Consider the following 21,084-nt stretch of genomic DNA (forward strand, 5'->3'; position numbering starts at 1 on the left):
GGGGCCAGGGCGGGCGTGCCGCCGTCGGCGGGCAGGTCGGCGCCGAAGTGCCGGTAGCAGGCCAGGCGGGCGGCGGCCGCGTGCTGCTCGCGGTCCATCTCCGCGGCCACCGGCGGCTGTCCGGCCACCGCCAGCACCTCCTGGTAGCCGGGGCCGACCTTGCCGTCCGTGGCGTGCACCACCAGGGCGGTCAGCGGTGGGTCGCCGCGCCGGTGCGCCTCGCGGATCACCAGGGACAGCACCTTGCCGATCCAGTGCCGCTGGTTGACCCGGGTGCGCACCCCGGAGGCCTCCTGCACCGCCTCGGCCAGGTCCGCGTAGGTGATCACCGCGTGGTAGCGGCGCGCCACCTCCACCAGGGCGGGGTAGGCCGCCCTGGTCCACACGATGTGCGCCTGGCCGGCGCTGACCGCCGAACCGTCCGACGCCCGCCAGTAGCCGTGCTGCTGCTCCGTCATCCGCCCACCCATGTCCGTCTTGTCCGTGTCTGTCCTCCGCAGGCCCCCGCCGGGAGCGAGGCTACCCCGCCCCGGAGCGGCACCCTCGGGCGGGGCCTCGCCTCGGATGGGGCTTGACTTCAAGTGCTGTTGAAGTCGTGGAATGGGTGCCGACCGCAGCCGTACGGGCATCGCGGTCGATGCCCCGCCCGTACGGACCCCGTACCGGGGCCGGGGCCGCCGCCTTCCCGATCGTGCCGACGGCGGCCCCGGCTCCCGGGTGCCCCCTTCGCCTGCGGGCGGTCGCCTGGTCTTCGAGACCCGCGTTCCGGCCGCGCGCGCCTGGCAGGAGTGGACCCGCGAGCGTTCCCACCGGGTGACGGAGGTCCCGGGTGCCGGATCCGTCGAGAGCTGGGTCCGACTGGTCGGCGTGAACGGGCCTCTGGTGACGTTCCGGTGGACCTATGTCTTCGCCTCGGACGGGCAGGTGCTGACGTCGGATTCGACGCTGCGGTTCCGGGAGCGGGAGGAGGTCGAGCGGGATCTGCTCGCCCACGGCTTCGCGGTGGAGGACGTCCGCGACGCGTCCGACCGGCCGGGGCGGGAGTTCGTCTTCGTGGCCCGGCGCCCGTGATCCCCCGCCCCGGGCCCGGGGCGCACCGCAGGCTCGCGCGCGAGAGGTCGGAGGCCGGTTTCGCACGCGGGCTCGTCGCATCCCGTGGTCAGGGGCGGTCATGAGCGGTTCCTCCCGATCGGGCAAAGGAAACGCGGTGCGGTCACGGGTGAGGACCGTGACCGCACCGCGAACTCGTCACCCCGCGGAGGTGATCCGCGTCACACCGATGCGGTGGCCCGGCGGCGGCGTCGTCCGGCGGGCGGGGTGGGGTCGGCGTTCCAGGCGGCGACGGGGTTGCCGAGCCAGCGGGTGGCGCCGGGGACGTTCTCGCCGCGCATGACCAGGGAGGCCGGGCCGACGGTGGTGCCGGCGCCGAGGGAGGAGTTGAGCAGGACGATGGAGTGCGGGCCGGTGGTGGAGCCGGCGGCGAGGTGGACGGGGCCGAGCCGCATGACGCGGTCGTGGAAGAGGTGGGTCTGCAGGACGGTGCCGCGGTTGACGCTGGCGCCTGCCTCGACGGTGACCAGGTCCGTCTCGGGCAGCCAGTGGGTCTCGCACCACACGCCGCGTCCGATGCGGGCGCCGAGGCTGCGCAGCCACGCGTTCAGGTAGGGGGTGCCGGTGATGGCGTGGCCGCCGAAGGGCATGGCGAGTTCCTCGACGAAGGTGTCGTAGAGCTCGTTGCGCCACACGAAGGAGGACCACAGCGGGTGTTCGGCGACGCGGAAGCGACCGACGAGCAGCCACTTGGCGGCGGTGGTGACGGCGCAGGCGACGACGGCCGCGGCGATCAGCACCAGTCCGGCGGCGCCGAGGGCCGCGCCGATCCCGTACTCGTCGCGCAGTTCCTGCAGGACCACCAGGACGAGGTCGCCGAGCAGGGCGGCGAGGACGATCGGCAGCAGCCGGCAGAGCTCGACGCCGGCGCGCGCCCACATCAGACGCCGGGGCGGGTTGTAGGTGAGGCCTTCGGCGCCGGTGTCGGCGACGCGGGGCAGGGCGAACGCGGGGCGGCCGAGCCAGGAGGAGCCTTCGGGGACGTGGGCGGGGGTGTCGGAGAGCACGCCGACCAGGGAGTTGTCGGGCAGGTGGCGGTCGGGGCCGACGATGCCGGAGTTGCCGACGAAGGAGCGGCGTCCGACATAGGAGGAGCCGAGGTGGAGCCAGCCGCCGCGCAGTTCGTAGGGGGCGACGAGGGTGTCGTCGGCGAGGAAGGCGCCGTCGTCGACCCGCATCAGGCCTGGCAGGGCGAGCACGGTGGAGGCCTCGACGCGCCGGCCGACGCGGGCGCCGAGCAGGCGCAGCCACACCGGGGTGAAGAGGCTGGCGTAGAAGGGGAAGAGGGTGCGCCGGGCGGTGTCGCCGAGGCGGCTGACGGCCCAGGCGCAGAAGGCGACGCGGCCGGTGGCGGGGTGGAAGCCGGGGCGCAGCGGGCGGGAGAGGAGGCGGATGAGCAGCGCTATCAGGGTGGCGTAGCAGGCGAAGGCGAGGGCGGCGAGAGGGATGGTGGCGGGCAGGAGTTGGACGAGGGCGTCGGACAGGGTGGCGTCGGTGTCGATCATCGGGTAGACGATGAGCAGGGCGGGCAGGGCGGCGATGACCGGGACGAGGCCGAACAGTGCGAACCCGAGGCCGTAGGCGAGGTTCCAGCCGCGGGAGTCGGGGGCGGCGGCGGTGGGCCAGTCGGCGAAGGGCTCGGCGGCGGGGCGGGCCGGGGAGCCGTACCAGTGTTCGCCGGGCGGGACGGTGGCGGTGACGCAGGAGCCGGGGGCGATCTCGGCGCGGGCGCCGATGCGGGCGCCGGGCATGAGGGTGGCGCGGTGGCCGATGCGGGCGCCTTCGCCGATGTCGATGTGGCCGAGGTGGAGGGTGTCGCCGTCGAGCCACCAGCCGGCGAGGTCGACTTCGGGTTCGACGGAACTGTGGGCGCCGAGGCGGGCGAGGCCGGTGACGGGGGGCAGGGTGTGGAGTTGGACGCCGGGGCCGACGCGGCAGCCCAGGGCCCGGGCGTAGCGGCAGGCCCAGGGGGTGCCGGCGAGGGCGGCGGTGCCGAACATGGTGGTGTAGCGTTCGGCGGCCCACAGGCGCAGGTGGACGTGGCCGCCGCGGGGGTGGCTGCCGGGGCGGATGCCGGCGGTGAGGAGGCGGGCGCCGGCGGAGGCGAGCAGGGTGCGGCCGGGGGCGCTGTAGAGGAGGAGGAGTCCTGCGGCGACGGGCCACCAGGAGCTGTGCGGGGCCCAGGTGAGGTGGCCGCCGGTGAGGTTGTCGAGGGCGATCAGGACGAGGATCCAGCGCAGTCCGGCGAGGGTGAACATGCCGAGGAGCACCAGGGTCTGCCACAGGCCGGCGCTGCGGGGGGTGCGGCGTACGGTGCGGCTGCGGGGCGGCGCCTGGGTGGCCGTCCGTTCGGATGCGGCTGTCGGGGTGAGGGTGTCGAGGTAGGTGGCGAGGTCGGCGAGGACGGGGTGGGCGTAGAGGTCGGCGACGGAGACGCCGTTGTGGCGGGTGCGCAGTTCGGAGACGAGTCGGGCGGCGGTGAGGCTGGAACCGCCGAGGGCGAAGAAGTCGTCGTCGGCGCCGGGGCGCATGCCGAGCAGGCGTTCCCAGTGGCCGGCGAGCCAGCCGGCGGTGCCGTCCGGTTTCTCGGCGGGAAGGGCGCCTCCGGTGGTGGCGAGCGGCCAGGGCAGGGCGCCTCGGTCGACCTTGCCGGAGGTGCGGGTGGGCAGGGAGTCGACGAGGGCGAGGACGGGCACCAGCGGAGCGGGCAGGCGTTCGAGGAGCTGCCGGCGGGCGGTGGTGAGGTCGCAGGTGGTGCCGGGCTGGGCAACGAGGTAGCCGACGAGCAGGTCGGCGCCGGCGGGGGTCTTGCGGACGGCCGCGGCGGCGGCGCGGACGTGGGGCAGGGCCTGGAGGGCGGCGTCGATCTCGCCGAGTTCGATGCGGCGGCCGCCGAGTTTGATCTGGTCGTCGGCGCGGCCGAGGAAGACGAGGCCTTCGGGGTCGTTGCGGACGAGGTCGCCGCTGCGGTAGACGCGGGGTGAGGCGAGGGCGGGGTGGGCGCTGAACTTCTCGGCGTCCTTGGCGGGGTCGAGGTAGCGGGCGGTGCCGACGCCGGTGATGAGCAGTTCGCCGCTCTCGTACCAGGGGACGGGGTTGCCGGCCTGGTCGACGACGGCGATCTCCCAGCCGTCCAGGGGGGCGCCGATGCGCACGGGCTCGCCGGGGAGCATGCGGGCGGCGGTGGCGACGACGGTGGTCTCGGTGGGGCCGTAGGTGTTCCAGAACTCGCGGCCGTCGACGGCGAGGCGGTCGACGAGTTCGGCGGGGCAGGCCTCGCCGCCGACGATGATCAGGCGTACGGCGTCCAGGCATTCCTGCGGCCACAGGGCGAGCAGGGTGGGGACGGTGGAGATGGCGGTGATGCGCCGCTCGACGAGCCAGGGGCCGAGGTCGGTGCCGGCCTTGACCAGGGCGCGGGGGGCGGGGACGAGGCAGGCGCCGTGGCGCCAGGCGAGCCACATCTCCTCGCAGGAGGCGTCGAAGGCCACCGACAGGCCCGCGAGGACGCGGTCGCCGGGGGCGAGCGGCTGCTGCCGGAGGAAGAGGCGGGCCTCGGCGTCGACGAAGGCGGCCGCCGAGCGGTGGGTGACGGCGACGCCCTTGGGGCGGCCGGTGGTGCCGGAGGTGAAGATGATCCACGCGTCGTCGGCCGCCGCGGGCCAGGCGGGGCGGCCGCGGGGACGGGTGGCGGCCGCGGCGTGCAGGCTGCGCCCGGGGCCGAGGACGGCGCAGACGGCGGCGTCCTGCCAGATCATCTCGGCGCGTTCGTCGGGGTCGTCGGCGTCCACGGGGACGTAGGCGGCGCCGCAGCGCATGACGGCGAGGATGGCGATGTAGAGGTCGGCGGTGCCGGAGGGGATGCGGACCCCGACCCGGTCGCCGCAGCCGATGCCGTGGCCGGCCAGCTGCCCGGCGAGGGTGTCGACCTCGCGCAGCAGGGCGCGGTAGTCGAGGACGGTGTCGCCGGTGTCGAGCGCGGGCGCGTGGGGGTACGCGTCGGCGGTGGCGGCGATGATGTCGAGCAGGCTGCGGGGGTGGGCGGCCTGGGCCACCGGCCAGCCCGCCGCGGGGCCCGGGTGGGGGCGGTGCAGCGTGCCTGGGCCGGCCGTGTCGTGGCGTGCGTCCATGGATGGGTTTCCTCGGCTCCGGGGTTTCTGGGGGCGCGTACGGGTGTGACGCCGGGTGAGGCCTTTGTCGCCTACGGGGACAGCGCCCACTCACCATGACTCCGCTGGGAGTCAGCTGGATGCAGCGAAGGGCGATCAAAGGAAATTCTCATCATCGATGCCACACAGGGGCGGCAACGGCATGAATCGAAAGATATTTCGTGGGTTTTCGATCGTTTTCGCTGGTGAAGAGTAATCGCCGAATACCGAAGGAGCGCGACGGGAGGGGGAAGAGTGATGAACGGCATGGCGTCCGGAACGGTACCGGTAATGAGGGGGCCGCTACCGAATCGGGGGGTTCTGGTCGGATCATCGGCCTGTTCACGGTTTTCACATCTTCGTGTGGGAGTCTTCCGCGCCCCTCACCGCGGCTCCTTCCTGTGAGCGGGCTGGGCAACGGCCCCTCAGGCTGGGATTCCGCTGACGGCGGCGGGTCCGGGAACAGCCATCAAAGGGCCGAAGTTGGCCGGAAAACGGGTCCGCTCGTCTGGTATGTGGCGTACGGCTCGAACCTACACGCCGCCCGCCTGGCCTGCTACTTGCGCGGGGGTCGCCCGAACGGCGGAACGCAGGACTACCCCGGCTGCCGCGACCGGCGCCCGCCGCGCCGGGCGGTGGCCACCGCGCTGCCGGGCACGCTCTACTTCGCCGGGCGCTCGCTCACCTGGGGCGGCGGCTCGGCCTTCTACGACCCGGCGGCCCACGGCGACGTCCCGTGCCGCGCCTACCTGTTGACGGTCGGCCAGTTCAGCGACATCGCCGCCCAGGAGATGCTCCGCTCCCCCGGCACCGACCTCGACCTCACCCCGGCACTCACCACCGGACGCGCCGAGCTCGGCCCGGGCCGCTACGAAACCCTGCTGCACGTCGGCGAGTTGGACGGGCACCCGCTGCTGACCTTCACCGCGCCCTGGGGCGTGGCCGGCGCCGAACTCAACGCCCCCGCCCCGCCCTACCTGCGCACCCTGGCCGCGGGTCTGGCCGAGTCCCACGGCTGGGGCCCCTGGCGCTCGGCCGGCTACCTCGCCACCCGCCCGGGCGCGTCCGGGCACTGGACCCCGCGGGCGGTGGCGGCGGTGCTGGGCTGAGCGGGGGCACGGGCGGGGAGGCGGGCGGGAGTCAGACGTTCGCGGAGCGGCACGGTTCGAGGCCGGACGGGCACAGCTCGGGCTCCGGGAACGCGGTGGAGCCCGGGGTCTCGGTCGGCTGCGGGGACCGCGGCGGGTCGTCCGAGGTCCGTACGGGCTCGGCGTAGGCGTACTGGACGACGTGATCATGCCCGGCCCGAGGACCCGGGAGTGTCCGGGAACGGTAACGGCCGCCCGACGACGGGGCCCGGGTATGTCAGGCGTGCGGCGTCCAGAAGTCGACCAGCCGGCCGGCACCGTGCTCGACGGACTTCCAGCTGCCCTGGAACGACAGGACCGCGATGGCCGAGGTCGGGAAGCCGGAGCGCATCCGTGACATCAGGTCCCCCTCCGCCTCGCCCGCCAGGGCGTCGGCCAGTGCTTGGATGCCGGGGTTGTGGCCGACCACGACCAGGTCCCGCACCTCGTCGGACACCTCGTTGAGGATCGCGATGAGCTCCCCCACGCTCGCCTCGTAGATGCGCTCCTCGTGGACGGTCCTCGGCTTGGCCGGGAGTTCGGCAGCCATGAGCTTCCAGGTCTCGCGGGTCCGCGCGGCCGTCGACACCAGCGCGAGGTCGGGGGTGACGCCGCTGCCGGCGAGCCGGCGGCCGGCCGCCGGCGCATCGTTGCGGCCCCGCTCGGCGAGCGGGCGCTCGTGGTCGTCCACGTCGGGGTGCGCGGACTTGGCGTGGCGGACCAGGACGATCCGGTGCGTCGTCTCCTCGGACATCGGCTTCTCCCTCTCGCCCGGCAACGGGCGGTTCACGACAGCGACGGGGCACGGGCCCCAGCAGCGAAGATCGTGGCAGCCCGCGCCCGCACCGACGGTCCGTCGACCGGGATGCACCGGCGATGTTCACCCCCACGGATGACGGACCGGCCCGGTTCAGGCCGGGGCCGCTCGGCGGCGCGGCGCCGCCGCAGGTGCTGCGGCAGCCGTACCGTCGACCGGCCCCGGTCTCCCATCGCCCCTGCCCTGCCGGTCAGTTGAGGAAGGGCTCGGGTCCGAAGCGCCCCCAGGCGACGAAGGCGGCCAGCAGGATGTAGACCGCGTCCACCGCCACCAGCCGGTATTCCCGGCGGCGCATCCGCACCGCCGCCGCCCCAGCCATCAGCAGCACCAGCCCGACGGCCGCCAGCGGCACGAACACCGGCGCGATGCCGAGCACGGCGGGCAGCACCAGCCCCACCGCCGCCAGCACCTCGACGGCGCCGATGGCCTTCACCCCTCCCGCGCCGAAGTCCTCCACCCAGCGGCCACTGGAACCGGCGGCGGCGATCCTCTCCTTCGGCGCGACCACCTTGAGCACGCCACCGAGCAGGTAGACGGCGGCCAGCAGCCCGGCCACGATCCACAGCGCAACGTTCACCGCGCCCTCCTTCCCTTCACCGGCAGGTCGAGCCGGTCAGTGCTGGTACATGCCGACCTCGTAGCCACCACCGGGCTGACGGATCATCACATTGCCCCGGTTGAAGGCGTTGATGAGCGCGATCACGCAGACCAGCGCCGCGAGCTGCTCCTCGTCGTAGTGCTTGGCGGCGTTCGCCCAGACCTCGTCGCTCACCCCGCCGGCCGCGTCCGCGAGCCGGGTGCCCTCCTCGGCGAGCTCCAGCGCGGCACGCTCGGCGTCGGTGAACACCGTGGCCTCGCGCCAGGCGGCGACCATGTTCAGGCGCACCGGGTCCTCCCCGGCGTGCACCGCCTCCTTGAAGTGCATGTCGACGCAGGCGCCGCAGCCGTTGATCTGGCTGGCGCGCAGCCGCACCAACTCCTGGACGGCGTACGGCAGGCTCGACTCGGCGATGGGCTTGTTGGCCGCGATCAGGTGCTTGAAGACCTTGCTCAGGACCGGGTTGGCGAAGACGTTGAGGCGGGGTTCCATGGTGTACTCCTCGGTCGGTGTCCCTTTGCTGCCCTTGAAGACAGAACAGCCCGCCGCTTTGTGACGTCCCCCCGCCACCCGGGCGCCGTGACCCGCGCCACACCACCCGCCCGTGAGCCCCGACGGGCCTCGGATAACCTGCTGGCCACGGTCCGGAAAGGGGGGTTCCATGATGGGATCGACGGATGTGGCGGGCGCGGCCGGGTACCGGCCACTGCTGTTCTCCATCGCCTACGGCATGACGGGTTCGGTCGGTGACGCCGAGGACCTCGTCCAGGACACCTTCCTCGGCCTGACCCGCGCCGCCCGGGCCGGCACCGCGATCACCGACCCCAAGGCGTACCTCACCACGGCCGTCACCCGGCTGGGCATCAACCACCTGAAGTCCGCCCGGGTGCGCCGCGAGGCCTACGTCGGCGAGTGGCTGCCCGAGCCCGTCGTCGCCACCGCCGAGCGCCCCGGACCGGCCGAGCACGCCGAGCTGGCGGACGCGCTGTCGATGGCGTTCCTGGTGCTGATGGAGGCCCTCTCCCCGGTCGAGCGCGCGGTGTTCACGCTGCGCGAGGCGTTCGGGTACGGCTACCCGGAGGTGGCGGAGATGGTCGGCAGGAGCGAGGCGAACTGCCGTCAGATCTTCGCCCGCGCCAGGAAGCGCCTCGCGCCCGCAGCCGCCCCCGAGGACGGCCCCGCCCTGCCGGCCCCGGCCCGCCGCGCGGAAGGCGACGAGTTGGCCCGCCGCTTCTTCGAGGTCGCCGAGGGCGGGGACCTGGACGCCCTGCTCGGCATGCTCGCCCCCGACGTGGTGCTCCAGGGCGACGGCGGCGGCAAGGCCCGCGCACTCGCCCACTCCCTGACCGACCCTCGCCGCGTCGCCCAGATGCTGATCGGCGGCCTGCGCCGCATCCTCCGCCTGGGCGCACACCTCGTCCCGGCCCGGGTCAACGGCCGCCCGGGCGCGGTGGTGTACGACGCCGGGCAGCGCGTGGCCAGCGTCATCGAGCTGGACATCGACGCCGACGGCGCGGTGCGGGCGGTCCACGCCGTGTCCAACCCCGACAAGCTCGCCCACCTCGGCCCGGTCTCGGACCTCGGGCTGCTGCCCGCGCCGAAGTGACCCCGTCCCGGTGCCGGTGTTGGTGCCGGCCACGATCCAGGAGCCGCTACTCGGGCGGAGGAACACCGCTGCCCGGCCGGGCCAGTGGCTATACTCCCCCATTCGATCAAGAAGGCCATCCACGGGGGAAACATGAACAGCCGTCACCTGAGCCGGCTCCGCCGGCTCAACGCCGCGGCTCGCGTCATCGGCCGACGTAACGCCCTGCGCTACCTCGCGCTCGGCGTGGGCGCCTCGCTGGCCGCCGCCTGCGGGGGAAGCAGCGGCGGCAGCACGGGCAGCGGTGACGGCAAGGCGGCGGCCGGCGGCGCAGGAGCGCCGACGGCCGCCGACACCGGCTCCCCCGCGCCGTCCGCCCCCGCCGCCAAGCCCACCGTCGCCGAGCGCATCTTCGACGCCTTCGTGACCGGCACCTGGACGATCGAGTCCACCAGCACGCGCGGCGACAAGGCCCACGGCAAGATCACCATCGAGTCCGGCGGCCGCAACGGCGGCTGGACGCTCGTCTGGGACGACCTCGACGGCAAGCCCGTCACCTGGCGCGGCAGTCTGCTGCTGCGTGGCGGGCACCTGTCGCTGAGCTTCTTCGAGGGCCCCAAGGCGCTGATGGCCGGGCGCGGCCCCGAGGCCCTCCAGGTGCCGGACAGCGTCGGCGAGTCCGGGCAGCTGTCCTTCCCCTGGACGCCACCCGGCGCCACCGCCGGCAGCACCAAGGACAAGCTGGACGTCAGCTACTCGGGCAACACCCTGCGCATCGTCCACACGGCGGGCCACAGCCCCACCACCCACGTCTGCACCCGCATCTGAGCGGCGCTCACGCCACCGCCCCGGCGACGGGGCGGCGGCGGGTGAACCAGCAGGCCAGCAGGAGGTTGGGCACCCAGCACAGCCAGGCGATGGCGGTGTAGGAGGTCCGGAAGTCCAGGCGCGCGGCCGTCGCGGCGAGCAGCATGAGGCGCAGCGTGACGGCGGCGAAGGTGAGCGCGAAGCTGCGGATCATCCAGCGGCGGTGGTCGATCACCCGGCCGTCCAGGATCGCCCGCAGCCCGGCGCCGCCGGTCACCAGCCAGGCCACGGCCAGGCAGGCGAAGCCGAGCCCGGCGACCGCTCCCCCGTACGCGACCGGCGCCAGCAGCAGCGCCCCCACCCCGCCGACCAGGCAGGCGAGCAGGTAGGTGACGCCGATGCGGCGGTGCCGGCGCGGGCTGCGTTCGCGCAGGCGGGTGGAGAACTGCCACGGCCCGACCGCCAGGGCCGTGACCGCTCCGAAGATGTGGATGTAGAGCGGGACTTCGTGGCTCAGGTAGGTGGCGCGCTGGTGCTCGAAGAACACCGCCGGGTCGAAGCTGATGTACTTGGCGGAGATGACGACGATGAGCATGGAGAGCACCGTCATGACGGCCCAGCCGGCCCGTGTGATGCGCATGGACCGAGTCTGGGGCCTGCTGCCGTGGGCCGGCATCCGGATTGCCCCCGAGAAGAACCCCCAGAGAACCCCACCTCCCTTGCTGGGAAGCGCAGTTGAAACCTGACATCGAGATCATTCCCTCGAAGGGGTTGTCCCGGTCCGGAGTTCCTTGGAATCGATCCCGGCGCGGCTAGCGTGAGCGGCGATCCCCCTGAGAACTCCCTCTGGAACGAAGGAATCCCATGTCCGACGCCTACGTCTACGTCAAGGACAACACGGCCGAGATCAGCCTGCCCGCCGACGCCAAGGTGACCGTCAAGGCCAAGACCAACTCGTCCAGCACCCAGCAGGTGCGGCTCACCGGCAAGGACGGCACGGTGGACCTGCTGTTCAGCGGGACGGGCGAGCACAACACCGCCATCGGCCAGGAGACCATCACCGGGCCGGCCGTCCTCACCGCCGTCTTCGAGTTCGCCGCGGCCGACGGCGCCTTCCGGCCGAGCAAGCTCAACTCCGGCGGCCCGTACGCGATCGGCAACTACAACCTGCTGGTGGTCGTCGCCGAGAACGGCGACGACGCCGACTACAACGACACCATCCTCGAATTCAGCTGGCACACGCCGAGGTAGCCGCAGGGGCAGCGGGAACGCCTCGGCCCGGCGCGGTCCCCCCGCGCCGGGCCGAGGTGCGTTGGTCAGGCGGCGCGTTGGCCGTGGAGGAGGGCGGGCAGGGAGCGGCCGGCGGGGGCGAAGGCGGCCCGGAACGCGCGAGCACACGAATCCCGTTCGGGTGAACCATCGGGCCTGAGGCAGGGCCCGGCCCGGAGCACGGGGAACCAGTCACCGGGAGCGACAAGCACCGGCCGGTTCGGGGCTTCGGAACTCCCGGTGAAGCCCTTCGTGAACCCAGTACAGGAGTCCCCCATGCGTATGCGCTTCAGCCCGCGCGCGGCCCTCGCGGTCACCGCCGGCGTCCTCGCCCTGTCCTTCGTCAACGTCTCGACCGCCTCGGCGGCCCCCGGCGTCGTGATCATGGAGAAGGGCGACCAGTTCCGGCAGGTCCGGGACCCGGAGGGCGGCCGGTGCTACCCCGGCCTCGGGCCCGACACCGCTATCGCCAACCGGACCGGCGGCACCATCCTGCTGTTCCCCGACGGCAACTGTATGACGAGGATCCTCAACCCCCTGGGGCCGGGCGAGTTCCGGCCGGACGAGAACGTCGGCAGCTTCCTCGCCCTGGACTGATCCAGTAAGAATGCCTCGGCCCGGCGCGGACGTCCGCGCCGGGCCGAGGCGTGTCCACGCACCGTCAGGCGGCGCGCTGGCCGTGGAGGAGGACGGGCACGGAGCGGTTGGCGAGGGCCTCGGCGGCGCGGGCGGCCTGGGAGGGGGCCATGAAGGCCGGCAGGTCGAGGGCGGGGACGAAGCGGGCGCCGAGCAGGCCGCTCCTGTGCTGGGGCGGGACGGTGATCCGGGCGCTGTCGGGGACGGTGCCGCCGTCGAAGACGAGGTTGAGTCGTTCCAGGTAGCGGTCGGCCGGGGTGAAGTCGACGGCGATGATGTCGGTGAGACGGGCGATCAGCCCGGTGTCGGCGCGCAGGTGGCGGGCGGCGGCCAGGTGCGGCGGCTCGTTGGGGCGGGCGGAGCCGCCCGGCAGGATCATGCCGTCCATGTAGTCGGGGTCGACGAGGAGGACGTCGCCGCGTTGGTTGCGGACGAGGACGAGGCAGCCGAGCCGGCAGACGGGGGGCTTGGCGAGCAGGCGGGGGTCTTGCACGGGGAGTCCACTTTCTCGACGTGGCAGGGGGTTCAGTCGTCGTAGGTGAGGCGCTCGTAGCGCAGCCCCTTGCGCAGCAGGTCGACCATGCGCAGGAGGTCGAGCGGGCGGGCGGTGAGGTGGAGCAGGTAGCTGCACGTCAGGCGGCCGTCCGCCCAGTCGACTTCGAGGGTGGGGGGCTTGACGCCGCCGAGGGCGAGGACGGTGGTGAGGTCGTCCAGGACGTCGGCGGCCTGGCGGCGCTGCTCGGCGGTCGCGCGGGAGAGGGTGGAGGACATCTCACTTCTCCCCGGGCCGCTTGTGGACCTCGAAGGCCCGCCAGGCACTGTAGGCGTCCCCGAAGAAGACGAACGAGGCGAGCTCCCCGGTGGGTTGGCGCAGCCACTCGCCGGTCATCTCGTTGCGGACCCGGTAGCGGTCGGCCTCGGGGTCCCAGCGGACGCCGTAGCCGTGGAGGCGGGGGGCTTGGTCGTGGGCCATGGAACGGAACCCTCTGCGATCGGAGTTTCACTTTCTGTGCACATGGTGGCGCAAGGTCACCTAGCATCGGAAGCGGCCTGCTACTTGCCGAGGGGCCACACGGAAGTTGAGGGCTGCCATGAACAAGAAGAAGATTGACCCGGAGTCGAGCCCCTGGGCGCCCTTCGGAATCCAACTCCGCAACTCACGAGAGGCCAAGGGCCTCCTCCAGGAGGAGCTGGCCCCGCTCATCGGGTGCTCCCCCTCACACCTCTCCTATGTCGAACTTGCGCACCGGCCGCCGAGCCGCAAGCTCGCCGAACTCTCCGACATCGCACTCGACACGGGCGGCACCATGATGCTGATGTGGTATCAGCTGAAGAATGCCGCGATCTTGGAGGGCTTCCCGGAGTACTCCCGTTACGAGGCTCTTGCCGAAGAGATCAGGATCTTCGAGAACGACATCGTCAACGGGCTTCTCCAGACCCGGGCGTATGCCACCGCCATCCAGATGGGTTTCGTCAGGCAAGGCGGTTCGACCCTGAAACTGGCAGAGGAACGCATCGAATTCAGGCTCGCCCGGCAGCAAGTCCTGCAGCGGACTCCTCCCCCACTCCTCCACGTGGTGCTGGACGAGTGCTGCATCAGGCGGGTCGTCGGCGGGCGTGACGTCATGGTCGAACAACTGCTTCACCTTGAGCAGCTGTCCACTCGCCCCGAGGTGGTCATCCAGGTGGCCCCGTTCTCTCTGGGCGAGGACCGGCCGTTCACGCACATGGCGACCCTCCTTACCATGCCGAACCGCAAAGTTCTTGCTTATGGCGAGGTTGAGCAGCGCGGTTACATCGATCGCGATACCAAGTCGGTTGCCACGCTAGTCAAGAGCTACGATCGACTTGCGGTCGAGGCCCTTGGCCGGGCCGAATCGCTGGCTTTCATCCGTGCGGCAAGGAGGGACCTGGAGTGGATGTCGACCTGACCGAGGCTTCCTGGCGGAAGAGTTCGTACAGCGGCGCAAATGGGGGCCAGTGCATCGAGGTCGCCGACGGCTTCGCCGGCGTCATGCCCGTGCGCGACTCCAAGGACCCCTCCGGCCCGGCTCTCCTCTTCCCCGCCCCCGCCTGGCAGGCCTTCGTCACCGCCGTCCGCACCGGCGAGTTCGACGCCCGCTGACCGCAGCCACCGGCCCCGCCGCCCCACCCTGGGGCGGCGGGGCCAAGGTCTCTGTAGCTTCGCTTGTCGTAGCAGGTGGTTGATCGTGTTGCCCGGGCAGGCGGCCAGGCTGTCGGGCTTCTTGCGGGGCCGGCCCGGAACGGTCCGGGCAACCGGCCGTACGCATTCCTACAAGACGCTACTCCCCGCCCCGGACAGGATTGGCTTCCGAAGGACCCCTACAAGGAGGTTTCATGCTGAAACGCCTGATCGTGGGAGCCATGAAGAAGCGCCTGCTCGCGGTGCCGCTCGCCGTGGCGGCCGCCCTGGCGGTCTGCGTCGCTCCCGCCGCGTCCGCCGCCACCGGCGCAAGCAGCACCAGCGCCGCCCGCGCGGACTTCTCGGCGCAGGCCCGCAGCCTCGGGCTGAACAGTGCCCAGGCCAAGAGCCTGCAGACCCGGGCGGACGACTACCTCGCCAAGACACCCGGGGCGCGCCAGGTGGCCGTGAACAAGATCGCCCTGAACGGCGGTGAGTTGCTGCTCCCCCTGCCCGGGGAGGAACGGGCCCGCGACCTCGACGCCAACAGCCTGTCCTCGGGCTGCCCGTACACCTATGTGTGCGCGTACAGCGGCACGAACTTCACAGGCGAGGAGTTGCGCCTGTTCACCTGCAACTACCCGGTCCGCATCTATTGGTCCGGGACCGGATCGTGGATCAACAACCAGCGGTCCACCCTGTACGCCAAGTTCTACGACGTCAACGGCAACCTCGGCTGGACCTCCCCCGGCGGCTACAGCGAGGACCGCGCGGCCCCCTGGGGCTGGGTCTACTGGCTCAGCCCCTGCTAGAACCGCCGACCGCCGCCCCGACTGCGACGGCGGCGGCCTGAGCGGGAAGGCGGCCTCGCCGACTTCCCGCTCTTTCCTGCTGTTCGACAACGTCCCGAACCGTCCGCCACCCCCAGCCCGGCAGGCCTTCGTCACCGGCGGCACCGCGAACGAGAATTCACTTGTCCTGTGGCGGTGGTGGTGGATGCAATGTCCTCGCATGATCACGCAGGTGCGCTCACCGTGGCGAGGCGCGATGGGCGCGTACCACCGGGCGTTGCCGCTCGGCGATCCGTTTCCGGGCAGCCTGCGACCGAATCGTCACGCGGGAGACGCCAACGTATGAGTACGTCGCCATCGCCGTCCGCAGCGGAGCGGACGGACGGACCACCGGTGCGGATCGGCGCTCTCGTTCCGCTGACCCGGCCCGGCTGGGTCGAGGCGGGCCGGCACGTGCTCGCCGGGCTCGAACTGGCCGTTCGCGAAGTCAACGACACGGGTGGGATCGCAGGGCGACCACTCGAACTGGTGGTCCGGGACACCGCGGCCGATCCGCAGCGGGCCGCGGAGGCCGTGGACGAGCTGGCCCGCCTGGGCGTGGCCGCCCTGGCCGGGGAGTACCACAGCGTCGTCGCCCGGGCGGCTGCCGCCAGGGCCGACGCCCTCGGCCTGCCGTACCTCTGCACGTCGGCGGTGCTCGACGCGCTCACCGAACAGCCGAGCCCGTGGGTCGCGCGCCTGTGCCCGGCGCAGTCGCACAGCTGGCGGATCTACGCGGACTTCCTCCTCGGCGCGGGCCACAGCCGAATCGCCGTGGCAACCCAGCCGAGCGTCTACTGGGCAGCCGGGACCCGCATCCTGCGGGACTGCCTCGCCCCGCACGGCGGCACCGTCATCGAACTCGACACGGGCGAGCTCGACCCCACCGCCGTGTGCGACGAACTCGTGCGGCAGGGCGCGACAGCCCTCCTCCTGCTGGTCGGCGCCCCGGAGCCGGCGGCATCGATCGTCAGGTCCGTCCGCCGCGACCGGCGCCTCGCCGGGATCGTGATCGGCGCTCCGGCAGGGCAACCGGAGTTCGCCGAGTGGGCGGCCCTGCTGGGCGACGACGGCTCGGCGGTCCCGTTCCTGCGCTACCTGCCCGAGCGTCTCGGCCCACTCGGTGCGCGAGTCGGGACGGCCCTGCGCGAGCACTTGGGCGAAGCGCCCTCCTTCGTCGCCTTCGAGGGCTACGACACGGTCACCGTCCTCGCCGACGTGCTGCGTTCCCACGGCACGGACCGGGCGCGCATCGCCGAATCCTGGCCGCGCGTCGCCGTCGAGGGCACCCGCGGACGGATCCGGTTCTCCCGCACGCCGGACGGCAGCGTCTGGCAATGGGCCTGGCCGCCGGTCCAGGTCGTCGACCGGGATCCGGCGGCACCCGACCGCTTCCGGGTCCTCCACACCGGCTGAGAGCGCGCGCAAGGGCAGGCAGTCGGCCCTGCCGGCTTCCTGCCCGCGCCCGGTCCACCGGGCCGCACGCGTAAATCCGGTGCGCCCGTCGGATCGCCCCGGTAGCCTGCACCGCCATGGCATCGGAACTGGAACGCCCCCCACTCCAAGCGGACGAACGCACCGCGCTCATCGGCTGGTTGGACCTGCAACGGCAGATCCTGCGCTGGAAGTGCGAGGGGCTGGACGACCAGGACGCGCACCGCTCGGTCATCCCGACCTCGCCGACCATGACGATGGCCGGCCTCGTCTCGCACATGCGCTGGACCGAACACCTCTGGCTGGAGGTGCTGTTCCTCGGCGGCGACGAGAAGCAGAACCCGGCGTTCGACGAGTCGGACGAGGACGCCGACTGGCACACCGGCGGCCGCCCCCTCGCCGAGCTGCTCGCGGAGTACGAGGCCCAGTGCGCCCGCAGCAACGAGATCGTCGCGGCGGCCTCCCTGGACGACGTCGGCCGCCACCCCGGCTTCCGCAGCGGCGGCGCCAACCTCCGCTGGATGCTGATCCACCTCATCGAGGAGACGGGCCGCCACGCAGGGCACGCCGACATCGTCCGGGAGCTCCTCGACGGCTCGAAGGGCTACTACTAGCTGCGGTCGACTGCCCGGGACTCAAGTCCCGGGCAGTCGCAGGATCGTGTACTCGTCGTCCCGGCCGCAGGGTCCGCGCCCCGCTGCCCCCGGCCCACCGAGGGCCGGGGGCGGTGGGGCGCGTGGCTCCGGTCCGTGCGGCTGCTGTGCCTCGGCCAGGGTGGCGGGGAGGGATTTCACGGTGAGTGGGTCGGGTATCTGTCTACGGCGCGTCGGGGCTGCCCGCGTCGCATCCGTACGCTCCGCCCGGGCCTCGCGGCGGGTGTTCCGACGCTGTGCCGTCGTTCCCGGGAGGTCGGGGATGTGGTTGCCGGAGGTTCTTCCCCGGATCCGTCAGGCCGTCGTCCTCGCGGGTGGACGCGGCAGGCGGCTCGCCCCGTACACGGACCTGTGTCCCAAGGCGATGGTCGAGGTGAACGGCGCACCGCTGTTGCGCCATCAGATCGAGTGGTTCGCCGGTGCGGGTGTGGAGACGGTGGTCGTCTCGGCGGGCTACCGCTCGCAGGTGATCACCGACTACGTGCGTACGGCGAGCCTGCCGGTTTGCACCACCGTGGTCGTGGAGGACGCCGCGCGGGGGCGGGGCGGAGGGCTGAAACTCGCCGCTCGTGCGCTTCCGGCGCCCCAGGAGCCGTGGTTCGCCGTCTACGGCGACATCTGGGCCGATTTTCCGCTCACCGCGCTGGGCGCTCATCACCTGCGGTGCGGGGCACTGGCCACGGTCGCCCTGGTCCCGCCCCGGCTGCCCCGGGGCACGGTCGTCTGCGATGCGGTGGGGAGGGTCGCCGAGCTTGCCGCGCCGCCCCCGGCCGCCTGCACGGTCAACGGCGGCGTGTACGTCTTCGCGCCCGGTGTCGTGCCGCTGTTGCCGGATCAGGGGGACCACGCGGACACGACGCTTCCGTACCTGGTGCGGCTTCGGCAGCTGGCGGGATACCGCGTCGGTGGCTTCTGGTGCGCGGTCAACACGTTGAGTGATCTGCGCGAGTTGCGGGCATGCGTGGCGGCGCCGGCTCGGTCGGAGCGGAGCCGGCAACCGGCCGCGGTCAAGGGAGCGGATCCGGCTGCTCGTTGACGGTCTGCCCCACCGGCCGGGGTAGGCCGCGGTCCCGTTGCGGTGACGACGGCCCTGGGGCTGGGTGGGTGCGGTGGCCGCCTGCTGACGTCCCGCCCCCGTGCTTCGCCGGACCGCCCCGTCCTGCGGCCGGGAGGGCGTAGCCGTGTGAGCAGGAAGTCGGCCGGGCCGACTTCCTGTTCCTCCGCTGCCCGGCCTACTCGACGATCTCGGCCTTCTCGATGATGACGTCCTCCTTGGGGACGTCCTGGTGGCCGGCCTTGGTGCCGGTGGGCACGGCCTTGATGGCGTCGACGACGTCCTGGCCTTCGACCACTTCGCCGAAGACGGTGTAGCCCCAGGCCTGGGTGTTCTTGGCGGTGTGGTTCAGGAAGTCGTTGTCGGCGACGTTGACGAAGAACTGGGCGGTGGCCGAGTGCGGGTCCATCGTGCGGGCCATGGCCACGGAGTACGTGGTGTTCTTCAGGCCGTTGTCGGCCTCGTTCTGGATGGGGTCGCGGGTCTTCTTCTGCTTCATGCCGGGTTCGAGTCCGCCGCCCTGGATCATGAAGTTGTTGATGACCCGGTGGAAGATCGTCCCGTCGTAGAACCCGTCCCGGACGTACTGGAGGAAGTTCTCCACCGTGGCCGGGGCCTTCTCCGCGTCGAGTCGGAGAACGATGTCGCCGTGGTTGGTGCTCAGCTTGACCTTCGACATGACTACCTCACTGTCTGCGTTGTGGTGGCTACGGAACGCTCACGGCATTGTGACAGGAGGTGCGGCTGGGCACCGTCAAGGCGCCTCAGTTGGCCAGACTGAAGTCGCCGCCGACGGGGGCGGCGAGTTTGTCGATGCCGGTGAGTGCGGTGAGGGTGGGTACCGGGGTCGTGCTGTCGCTGGTGGTGCCGTCGCCGAGTTGGCCGGAGCCGTTGCTGCCCCAGGAGTGCACGGTGCTGGTTCCCGACAGCACCACGGTGTGCTCCCGGCCTGCGGCCACCAGCCGCACGCCCGTCAGGCCGGGGACGGTGACGGGGGTGGTGCGGAAGACCGTGGTGCCGTCGCCGAGCTGGCCGGCGGTGTTCTGGCCCCAGGCCTTGAGGCGGCTGTCGCCGTCGACCACGGCCAGGCTGTGGTTGCAGCCGGCCGCGATCTGCCAGACGCCGCCCGACCAGGCGCCCCGTGTGGCGACCGGGGTGAAGCGGTTGATGGTGGTGTTGTCGCCGAGCTGGCCGGTGGCGTTGTAGCCCCAGGCCTTCACCGTGGCGCCGTTGCCCGGCTTGCCGACCAGGGCGAGGCTGTGGCCGGCGCCGGCGGCGATCGCGCTCGCCCCGGTCAGGCCGGCCACCGGCGCCGGGGTGCCCCTGCTCGCCGAAGTCCCGTCCCCGAGCTGGCCGTTGCAGTTGTAACCCCAGGCCCACACGGTGCCGTCCTCGCGCAGCGCCAGGCTGTGGTGGAGGCCGGCGGCGATGGCGACGACCTTGGCCAGGCCCTCGACCCGGACCGGGATGCTGCTGTCGGCGCCGGCCCCGTTGCCGAGCTGGCCGTGGTGGTTCTGCCCCCAGGCCGCCACGGTGCCGTCGGCGAGCAGGGCGAGGCTGTGTGCGCCGCCGGCGGCGATGTCGGTGGCGTCGGAGAGGTTGACCACCTGGCCGGGCACGTTGTGGCTGAACACCGTGCCGTCGCCGAGCTGGCCCGAGCCGTTGACGCCCCAGGACTGCACCGTACGGTCCGTCAGCAGGGCCAGCCCGTGGCCGGTGGAGGAGCCGAACCCGCCGGCGGCGATCTTCGCCACCTCGGCGCTGGTGAGCCCGAGCACGGCGGTGGCCGTGGTGCGGAGGTCGGCCCAGGTGCCGTCCCCGAGCTGGCCGGAGCGGTTGTTGCCCCAGGACTTCAGGCGCTTCTCTGCCATGCGACGATGCCTCTTTACTGATACGACAATAAGTCAAATCGTCGATACGTCAGGCCGGTTGACGATTCCACGATCATGGACCGACGCTACCCACGCGCCCACCACCGCCATGTGGAACGCCGACGCCGGCCACTCGATCGGGTGACGACACCCCCGCACTCCGGCCCCGCGGGCATTCCCCCGCGTCCCTGTCCGGGCTCCGCCCGTTTGTCGGAGCCGTGTTCTAGCCTGCACGGACAAGGGAGGTGCGGCATGGGTGGCACGGGCAGGCTGGTCGTGGCGATGCAGGTGTCGGCGGACGGCTTCGTGGACAGCGAAGTTCCCGGGGCCGACTGGAAGTTGTGGAACTGGGGGCCCGAGTGGCCGTGGAGCGCGGATCTGCGGGCCTCGTTCAACGCACTGCTGGCGGGGGCCTCGGGCATCCTGCTGAGCCGGCCGATGACCGACGAGGGGTACCTGGGGCACTGGGAGCGGATGGCCGCCCTGCACCCCGGCGACGGGGACTGGGAGTTCGCCCGGGCGATCGGGGCGCTGCCGAAGTTCACGGTGTCCCGGGCGGGCCGGCCGCTTCAGGAGTGGCCGCGCACCGAGGTGCTCACCGGGGAGCTCGCGGACACGGTGGCGCGGGCGAAGCAGGCGGCGGGCGGGCGGCTGCTGTGCTTCGGCGGTGCGGGGCTGGTGGCCTCGCTGCTGCGCGAGGGACTGGCCGAGGAGCTGCGGCTGTTCGTCAATCCCGGGTTCGCGGGGGCAGGCAGCCGGGTGTCCGGGCCGTGGCTGGTGGAGCACGGGTACCGGTCGGGCGGGGTGTCGGCGTACGGGTGCGGGGTGGTGGAGAGCCGCTGGTCACGGGAGTAGCGGGCGGCCGTCACGGCGACGATCCGCTGCCCGTGCTCGGCGAGGAGGACCCAGTGGGCGCGGAGGCCCTCGCCGCCGGGGGCCTCCGCACGCCAGGCGTCGAAGCCCGGGAGCCGGTCGGCGGCCGGACGCGGATCCGCACGAGGC

At 72.5% G+C, this 21,084-nt stretch carries 23 protein-coding genes and 1 pseudogene; 13 read left to right on the forward strand and 11 right to left on the reverse strand.

Translation table 11 applies throughout. The annotated features are described in order from the left end of the window. Window positions 1-458, reverse strand: a 458-nt coding sequence (locus KS423_RS09420; protein WP_224277124.1) for a hypothetical protein, incomplete at its 3' end; no start/stop codon positions are given. A 277-nt stretch (window positions 459-735) separates the two neighbouring features. On the opposite strand from KS423_RS09420, the pseudogene KS423_RS09425 reads away from it, so the two are divergent. After that, a pseudogene (locus KS423_RS09425) lies at window positions 736-1,071 on the forward strand (SAM-dependent methyltransferase); the annotation flags it as partial. 200 nt (window positions 1,072-1,271) lie between these two features. Here KS423_RS09425 and KS423_RS09430 read toward each other — a convergent pair. Next, window positions 1,272-5,240 carry a Pls/PosA family non-ribosomal peptide synthetase gene (locus KS423_RS09430; protein WP_224277127.1) on the reverse strand — a complete coding sequence of 1,323 codons (3,969 nt, stop codon included), beginning with the start codon at window positions 5,238-5,240 and terminating at the stop codon, window positions 1,272-1,274. Window positions 5,241-5,773: 533 nt separating this feature from the next. On the opposite strand from KS423_RS09430, the gene KS423_RS09435 reads away from it, so the two are divergent. After that, on the forward strand, window positions 5,774-6,367 hold the full coding sequence (locus KS423_RS09435) for a histone deacetylase (RefSeq protein ID WP_224277129.1): 594 nt from the start codon (window positions 5,774-5,776) through the stop codon (window positions 6,365-6,367). Between the two features lie 256 nt (window positions 6,368-6,623). Here KS423_RS09435 and KS423_RS09440 read toward each other — a convergent pair whose 3' ends face one another. The 3 genes from KS423_RS09440 to KS423_RS09450 form a co-directional block, all read right to left on the reverse strand. Next, window positions 6,624-7,139: a histidine phosphatase family protein gene (locus KS423_RS09440; protein ID WP_224277131.1), complete on the reverse strand. Its 516-nt coding sequence runs from the start codon at window positions 7,137-7,139 to the stop codon at window positions 6,624-6,626. A 253-nt stretch (window positions 7,140-7,392) separates the two neighbouring features. After that, complete coding sequence (locus tag KS423_RS09445; protein ID WP_224277133.1) at window positions 7,393-7,779, reverse strand: DoxX family protein; 387 nt, start codon at window positions 7,777-7,779, stop codon at window positions 7,393-7,395. Window positions 7,780-7,815: 36 nt separating this feature from the next. Then, window positions 7,816-8,292, reverse strand: a complete 477-nt coding sequence (locus KS423_RS09450; protein WP_224277135.1) for a carboxymuconolactone decarboxylase family protein — start codon at window positions 8,290-8,292, stop codon at window positions 7,816-7,818. A 169-nt stretch (window positions 8,293-8,461) separates the two neighbouring features. Here KS423_RS09450 and sigJ point away from each other — a divergent pair, with 169 nt between their 5' ends. Beyond that, window positions 8,462-9,406: an RNA polymerase sigma factor SigJ gene (gene sigJ / locus KS423_RS09455; RefSeq protein ID WP_224277137.1), complete on the forward strand. Its 945-nt coding sequence runs from the start codon at window positions 8,462-8,464 to the stop codon at window positions 9,404-9,406. 132 nt (window positions 9,407-9,538) lie between these two features. Next, window positions 9,539-10,213 (forward strand): hypothetical protein, encoded by a 675-nt coding sequence (locus KS423_RS09460; RefSeq protein ID WP_224277139.1) that lies wholly within the window; start codon window positions 9,539-9,541, stop codon window positions 10,211-10,213. A gap of 7 nt (window positions 10,214-10,220) precedes the next feature. Here the strand turns inward: KS423_RS09460 and KS423_RS09465 are convergent, their stop codons facing one another. Next, window positions 10,221-10,832 (reverse strand): DUF2306 domain-containing protein, encoded by a 612-nt coding sequence (locus KS423_RS09465; protein WP_224277141.1) that lies wholly within the window; start codon window positions 10,830-10,832, stop codon window positions 10,221-10,223. 224 nt (window positions 10,833-11,056) lie between these two features. On the opposite strand from KS423_RS09465, the gene KS423_RS09470 reads away from it, so the two are divergent. Both KS423_RS09470 and KS423_RS09475 read left to right on the forward strand, forming a co-directional pair. Further along, window positions 11,057-11,443, forward strand: a complete 387-nt coding sequence (locus KS423_RS09470; protein ID WP_224277143.1) for a fucose-binding lectin II — start codon at window positions 11,057-11,059, stop codon at window positions 11,441-11,443. A 294-nt stretch (window positions 11,444-11,737) separates the two neighbouring features. Beyond that, window positions 11,738-12,058, forward strand: coding sequence for a hypothetical protein (locus tag KS423_RS09475; protein ID WP_224277145.1), 321 nt, complete (start codon window positions 11,738-11,740; stop codon window positions 12,056-12,058). A 64-nt stretch (window positions 12,059-12,122) separates the two neighbouring features. Here KS423_RS09475 and KS423_RS09480 read toward each other — a convergent pair whose 3' ends face one another. From KS423_RS09480 to KS423_RS09490, 3 genes are read right to left on the reverse strand one after another with little or no spacing between them, the layout of a single operon-like run. Then, a complete protein-coding gene (locus KS423_RS09480) occupies window positions 12,123-12,590 on the reverse strand; it encodes an NUDIX domain-containing protein (protein ID WP_308020161.1) in 468 nt (155 codons plus the stop codon). A gap of 32 nt (window positions 12,591-12,622) precedes the next feature. Beyond that, on the reverse strand, window positions 12,623-12,868 hold the full coding sequence (locus KS423_RS09485; RefSeq protein ID WP_224277147.1) for a hypothetical protein: 246 nt from the start codon (window positions 12,866-12,868) through the stop codon (window positions 12,623-12,625). A 1-nt stretch (window position 12,869) separates the two neighbouring features. Then, window positions 12,870-13,070, reverse strand: coding sequence for a hypothetical protein (locus KS423_RS09490; protein ID WP_224277149.1), 201 nt, complete (start codon window positions 13,068-13,070; stop codon window positions 12,870-12,872). Window positions 13,071-13,188: 118 nt separating this feature from the next. Between KS423_RS09490 and KS423_RS09495 the strand changes: the two genes are divergently transcribed. From KS423_RS09495 to KS423_RS09520, 6 genes are all read left to right on the forward strand, one after another. Continuing rightward, window positions 13,189-14,028 (forward strand): helix-turn-helix transcriptional regulator, encoded by an 840-nt coding sequence (locus KS423_RS09495; protein WP_224277151.1) that lies wholly within the window; start codon window positions 13,189-13,191, stop codon window positions 14,026-14,028. Next, on the forward strand, window positions 14,013-14,222 hold the full coding sequence (locus tag KS423_RS09500; RefSeq protein WP_224277153.1) for a DUF397 domain-containing protein: 210 nt from the start codon (window positions 14,013-14,015) through the stop codon (window positions 14,220-14,222). Before KS423_RS09495 ends, KS423_RS09500 begins: the two co-directional genes overlap by 16 nt. A gap of 233 nt (window positions 14,223-14,455) precedes the next feature. After that, a complete protein-coding gene (locus tag KS423_RS09505) occupies window positions 14,456-15,052 on the forward strand; it encodes a peptidase inhibitor family I36 protein (protein WP_224277155.1) in 597 nt (198 codons plus the stop codon). 321 nt (window positions 15,053-15,373) lie between these two features. Beyond that, complete coding sequence (locus tag KS423_RS09510; RefSeq protein ID WP_224277156.1) at window positions 15,374-16,486, forward strand: ABC transporter substrate-binding protein; 1,113 nt, start codon at window positions 15,374-15,376, stop codon at window positions 16,484-16,486. Window positions 16,487-16,602: 116 nt separating this feature from the next. Next, on the forward strand, window positions 16,603-17,118 hold the full coding sequence (locus tag KS423_RS09515; protein ID WP_224277158.1) for a DinB family protein: 516 nt from the start codon (window positions 16,603-16,605) through the stop codon (window positions 17,116-17,118). 301 nt (window positions 17,119-17,419) lie between these two features. Beyond that, window positions 17,420-18,193, forward strand: coding sequence for a nucleotidyltransferase family protein (locus tag KS423_RS09520; protein ID WP_224277160.1), 774 nt, complete (start codon window positions 17,420-17,422; stop codon window positions 18,191-18,193). 196 nt (window positions 18,194-18,389) lie between these two features. Here KS423_RS09520 and KS423_RS09525 read toward each other — a convergent pair whose 3' ends face one another. After that, on the reverse strand, window positions 18,390-18,890 hold the full coding sequence (locus KS423_RS09525; RefSeq protein ID WP_224277162.1) for a peptidylprolyl isomerase: 501 nt from the start codon (window positions 18,888-18,890) through the stop codon (window positions 18,390-18,392). A gap of 85 nt (window positions 18,891-18,975) precedes the next feature. Further along, window positions 18,976-20,082: a hypothetical protein gene (locus tag KS423_RS09530; RefSeq protein WP_224277164.1), complete on the reverse strand. Its 1,107-nt coding sequence runs from the start codon at window positions 20,080-20,082 to the stop codon at window positions 18,976-18,978. A gap of 252 nt (window positions 20,083-20,334) precedes the next feature. Here KS423_RS09530 and KS423_RS09535 point away from each other — a divergent pair, with 252 nt between their 5' ends. Continuing rightward, the gene (locus KS423_RS09535) at window positions 20,335-20,937 is read left to right on the forward strand and encodes a dihydrofolate reductase family protein (RefSeq protein WP_224277166.1); all 603 of its coding nucleotides are present in this window, start codon (window positions 20,335-20,337) and stop codon (window positions 20,935-20,937) included. The last annotated feature ends 147 nt before the right edge of the window (window positions 20,938-21,084 follow it).

The organism is Streptomyces sp. LS1784 (genome assembly GCF_020103755.1).
GTDB lineage: Bacteria > Actinomycetota > Actinomycetes > Streptomycetales > Streptomycetaceae > Kitasatospora.

What these genes read in the sequence shown, in the direction of transcription:
- KS423_RS09430 (WP_224277127.1), bottom strand. Translation starts at nt 5,240, where the DNA reads ATGGACGCACGCCACGACACGGCCGGCCCAGGCACGCTGCACCGCCCC.
- KS423_RS09440 (WP_224277131.1), bottom strand. Translation starts at nt 7,139, where the DNA reads ATGTCCGAGGAGACGACGCACCGGATCGTCCTGGTCCGCCACGCCAAG.
- KS423_RS09450 (WP_224277135.1), bottom strand. Translation starts at nt 8,292, where the DNA reads ATGGAACCCCGCCTCAACGTCTTCGCCAACCCGGTCCTGAGCAAGGTC.
- sigJ (WP_224277137.1), top strand. Translation starts at nt 8,462, where the DNA reads ATGATGGGATCGACGGATGTGGCGGGCGCGGCCGGGTACCGGCCACTG.
- KS423_RS09460 (WP_224277139.1), top strand. Translation starts at nt 9,539, where the DNA reads ATGAACAGCCGTCACCTGAGCCGGCTCCGCCGGCTCAACGCCGCGGCT.
- KS423_RS09465 (WP_224277141.1), bottom strand. Translation starts at nt 10,832, where the DNA reads ATGCGCATCACACGGGCCGGCTGGGCCGTCATGACGGTGCTCTCCATG.
- KS423_RS09470 (WP_224277143.1), top strand. Translation starts at nt 11,057, where the DNA reads ATGTCCGACGCCTACGTCTACGTCAAGGACAACACGGCCGAGATCAGC.
- KS423_RS09475 (WP_224277145.1), top strand. Translation starts at nt 11,738, where the DNA reads ATGCGTATGCGCTTCAGCCCGCGCGCGGCCCTCGCGGTCACCGCCGGC.
- KS423_RS09485 (WP_224277147.1), bottom strand. Translation starts at nt 12,868, where the DNA reads ATGTCCTCCACCCTCTCCCGCGCGACCGCCGAGCAGCGCCGCCAGGCC.
- KS423_RS09490 (WP_224277149.1), bottom strand. Translation starts at nt 13,070, where the DNA reads ATGGCCCACGACCAAGCCCCCCGCCTCCACGGCTACGGCGTCCGCTGG.
- KS423_RS09495 (WP_224277151.1), top strand. Translation starts at nt 13,189, where the DNA reads ATGAACAAGAAGAAGATTGACCCGGAGTCGAGCCCCTGGGCGCCCTTC.
- KS423_RS09505 (WP_224277155.1), top strand. Translation starts at nt 14,456, where the DNA reads ATGCTGAAACGCCTGATCGTGGGAGCCATGAAGAAGCGCCTGCTCGCG.
- KS423_RS09510 (WP_224277156.1), top strand. Translation starts at nt 15,374, where the DNA reads ATGAGTACGTCGCCATCGCCGTCCGCAGCGGAGCGGACGGACGGACCA.
- KS423_RS09515 (WP_224277158.1), top strand. Translation starts at nt 16,603, where the DNA reads ATGGCATCGGAACTGGAACGCCCCCCACTCCAAGCGGACGAACGCACC.
- KS423_RS09520 (WP_224277160.1), top strand. Translation starts at nt 17,420, where the DNA reads ATGTGGTTGCCGGAGGTTCTTCCCCGGATCCGTCAGGCCGTCGTCCTC.
- KS423_RS09525 (WP_224277162.1), bottom strand. Translation starts at nt 18,890, where the DNA reads ATGTCGAAGGTCAAGCTGAGCACCAACCACGGCGACATCGTTCTCCGA.
- KS423_RS09530 (WP_224277164.1), bottom strand. Translation starts at nt 20,082, where the DNA reads ATGGCAGAGAAGCGCCTGAAGTCCTGGGGCAACAACCGCTCCGGCCAG.
- KS423_RS09535 (WP_224277166.1), top strand. Translation starts at nt 20,335, where the DNA reads ATGGGTGGCACGGGCAGGCTGGTCGTGGCGATGCAGGTGTCGGCGGAC.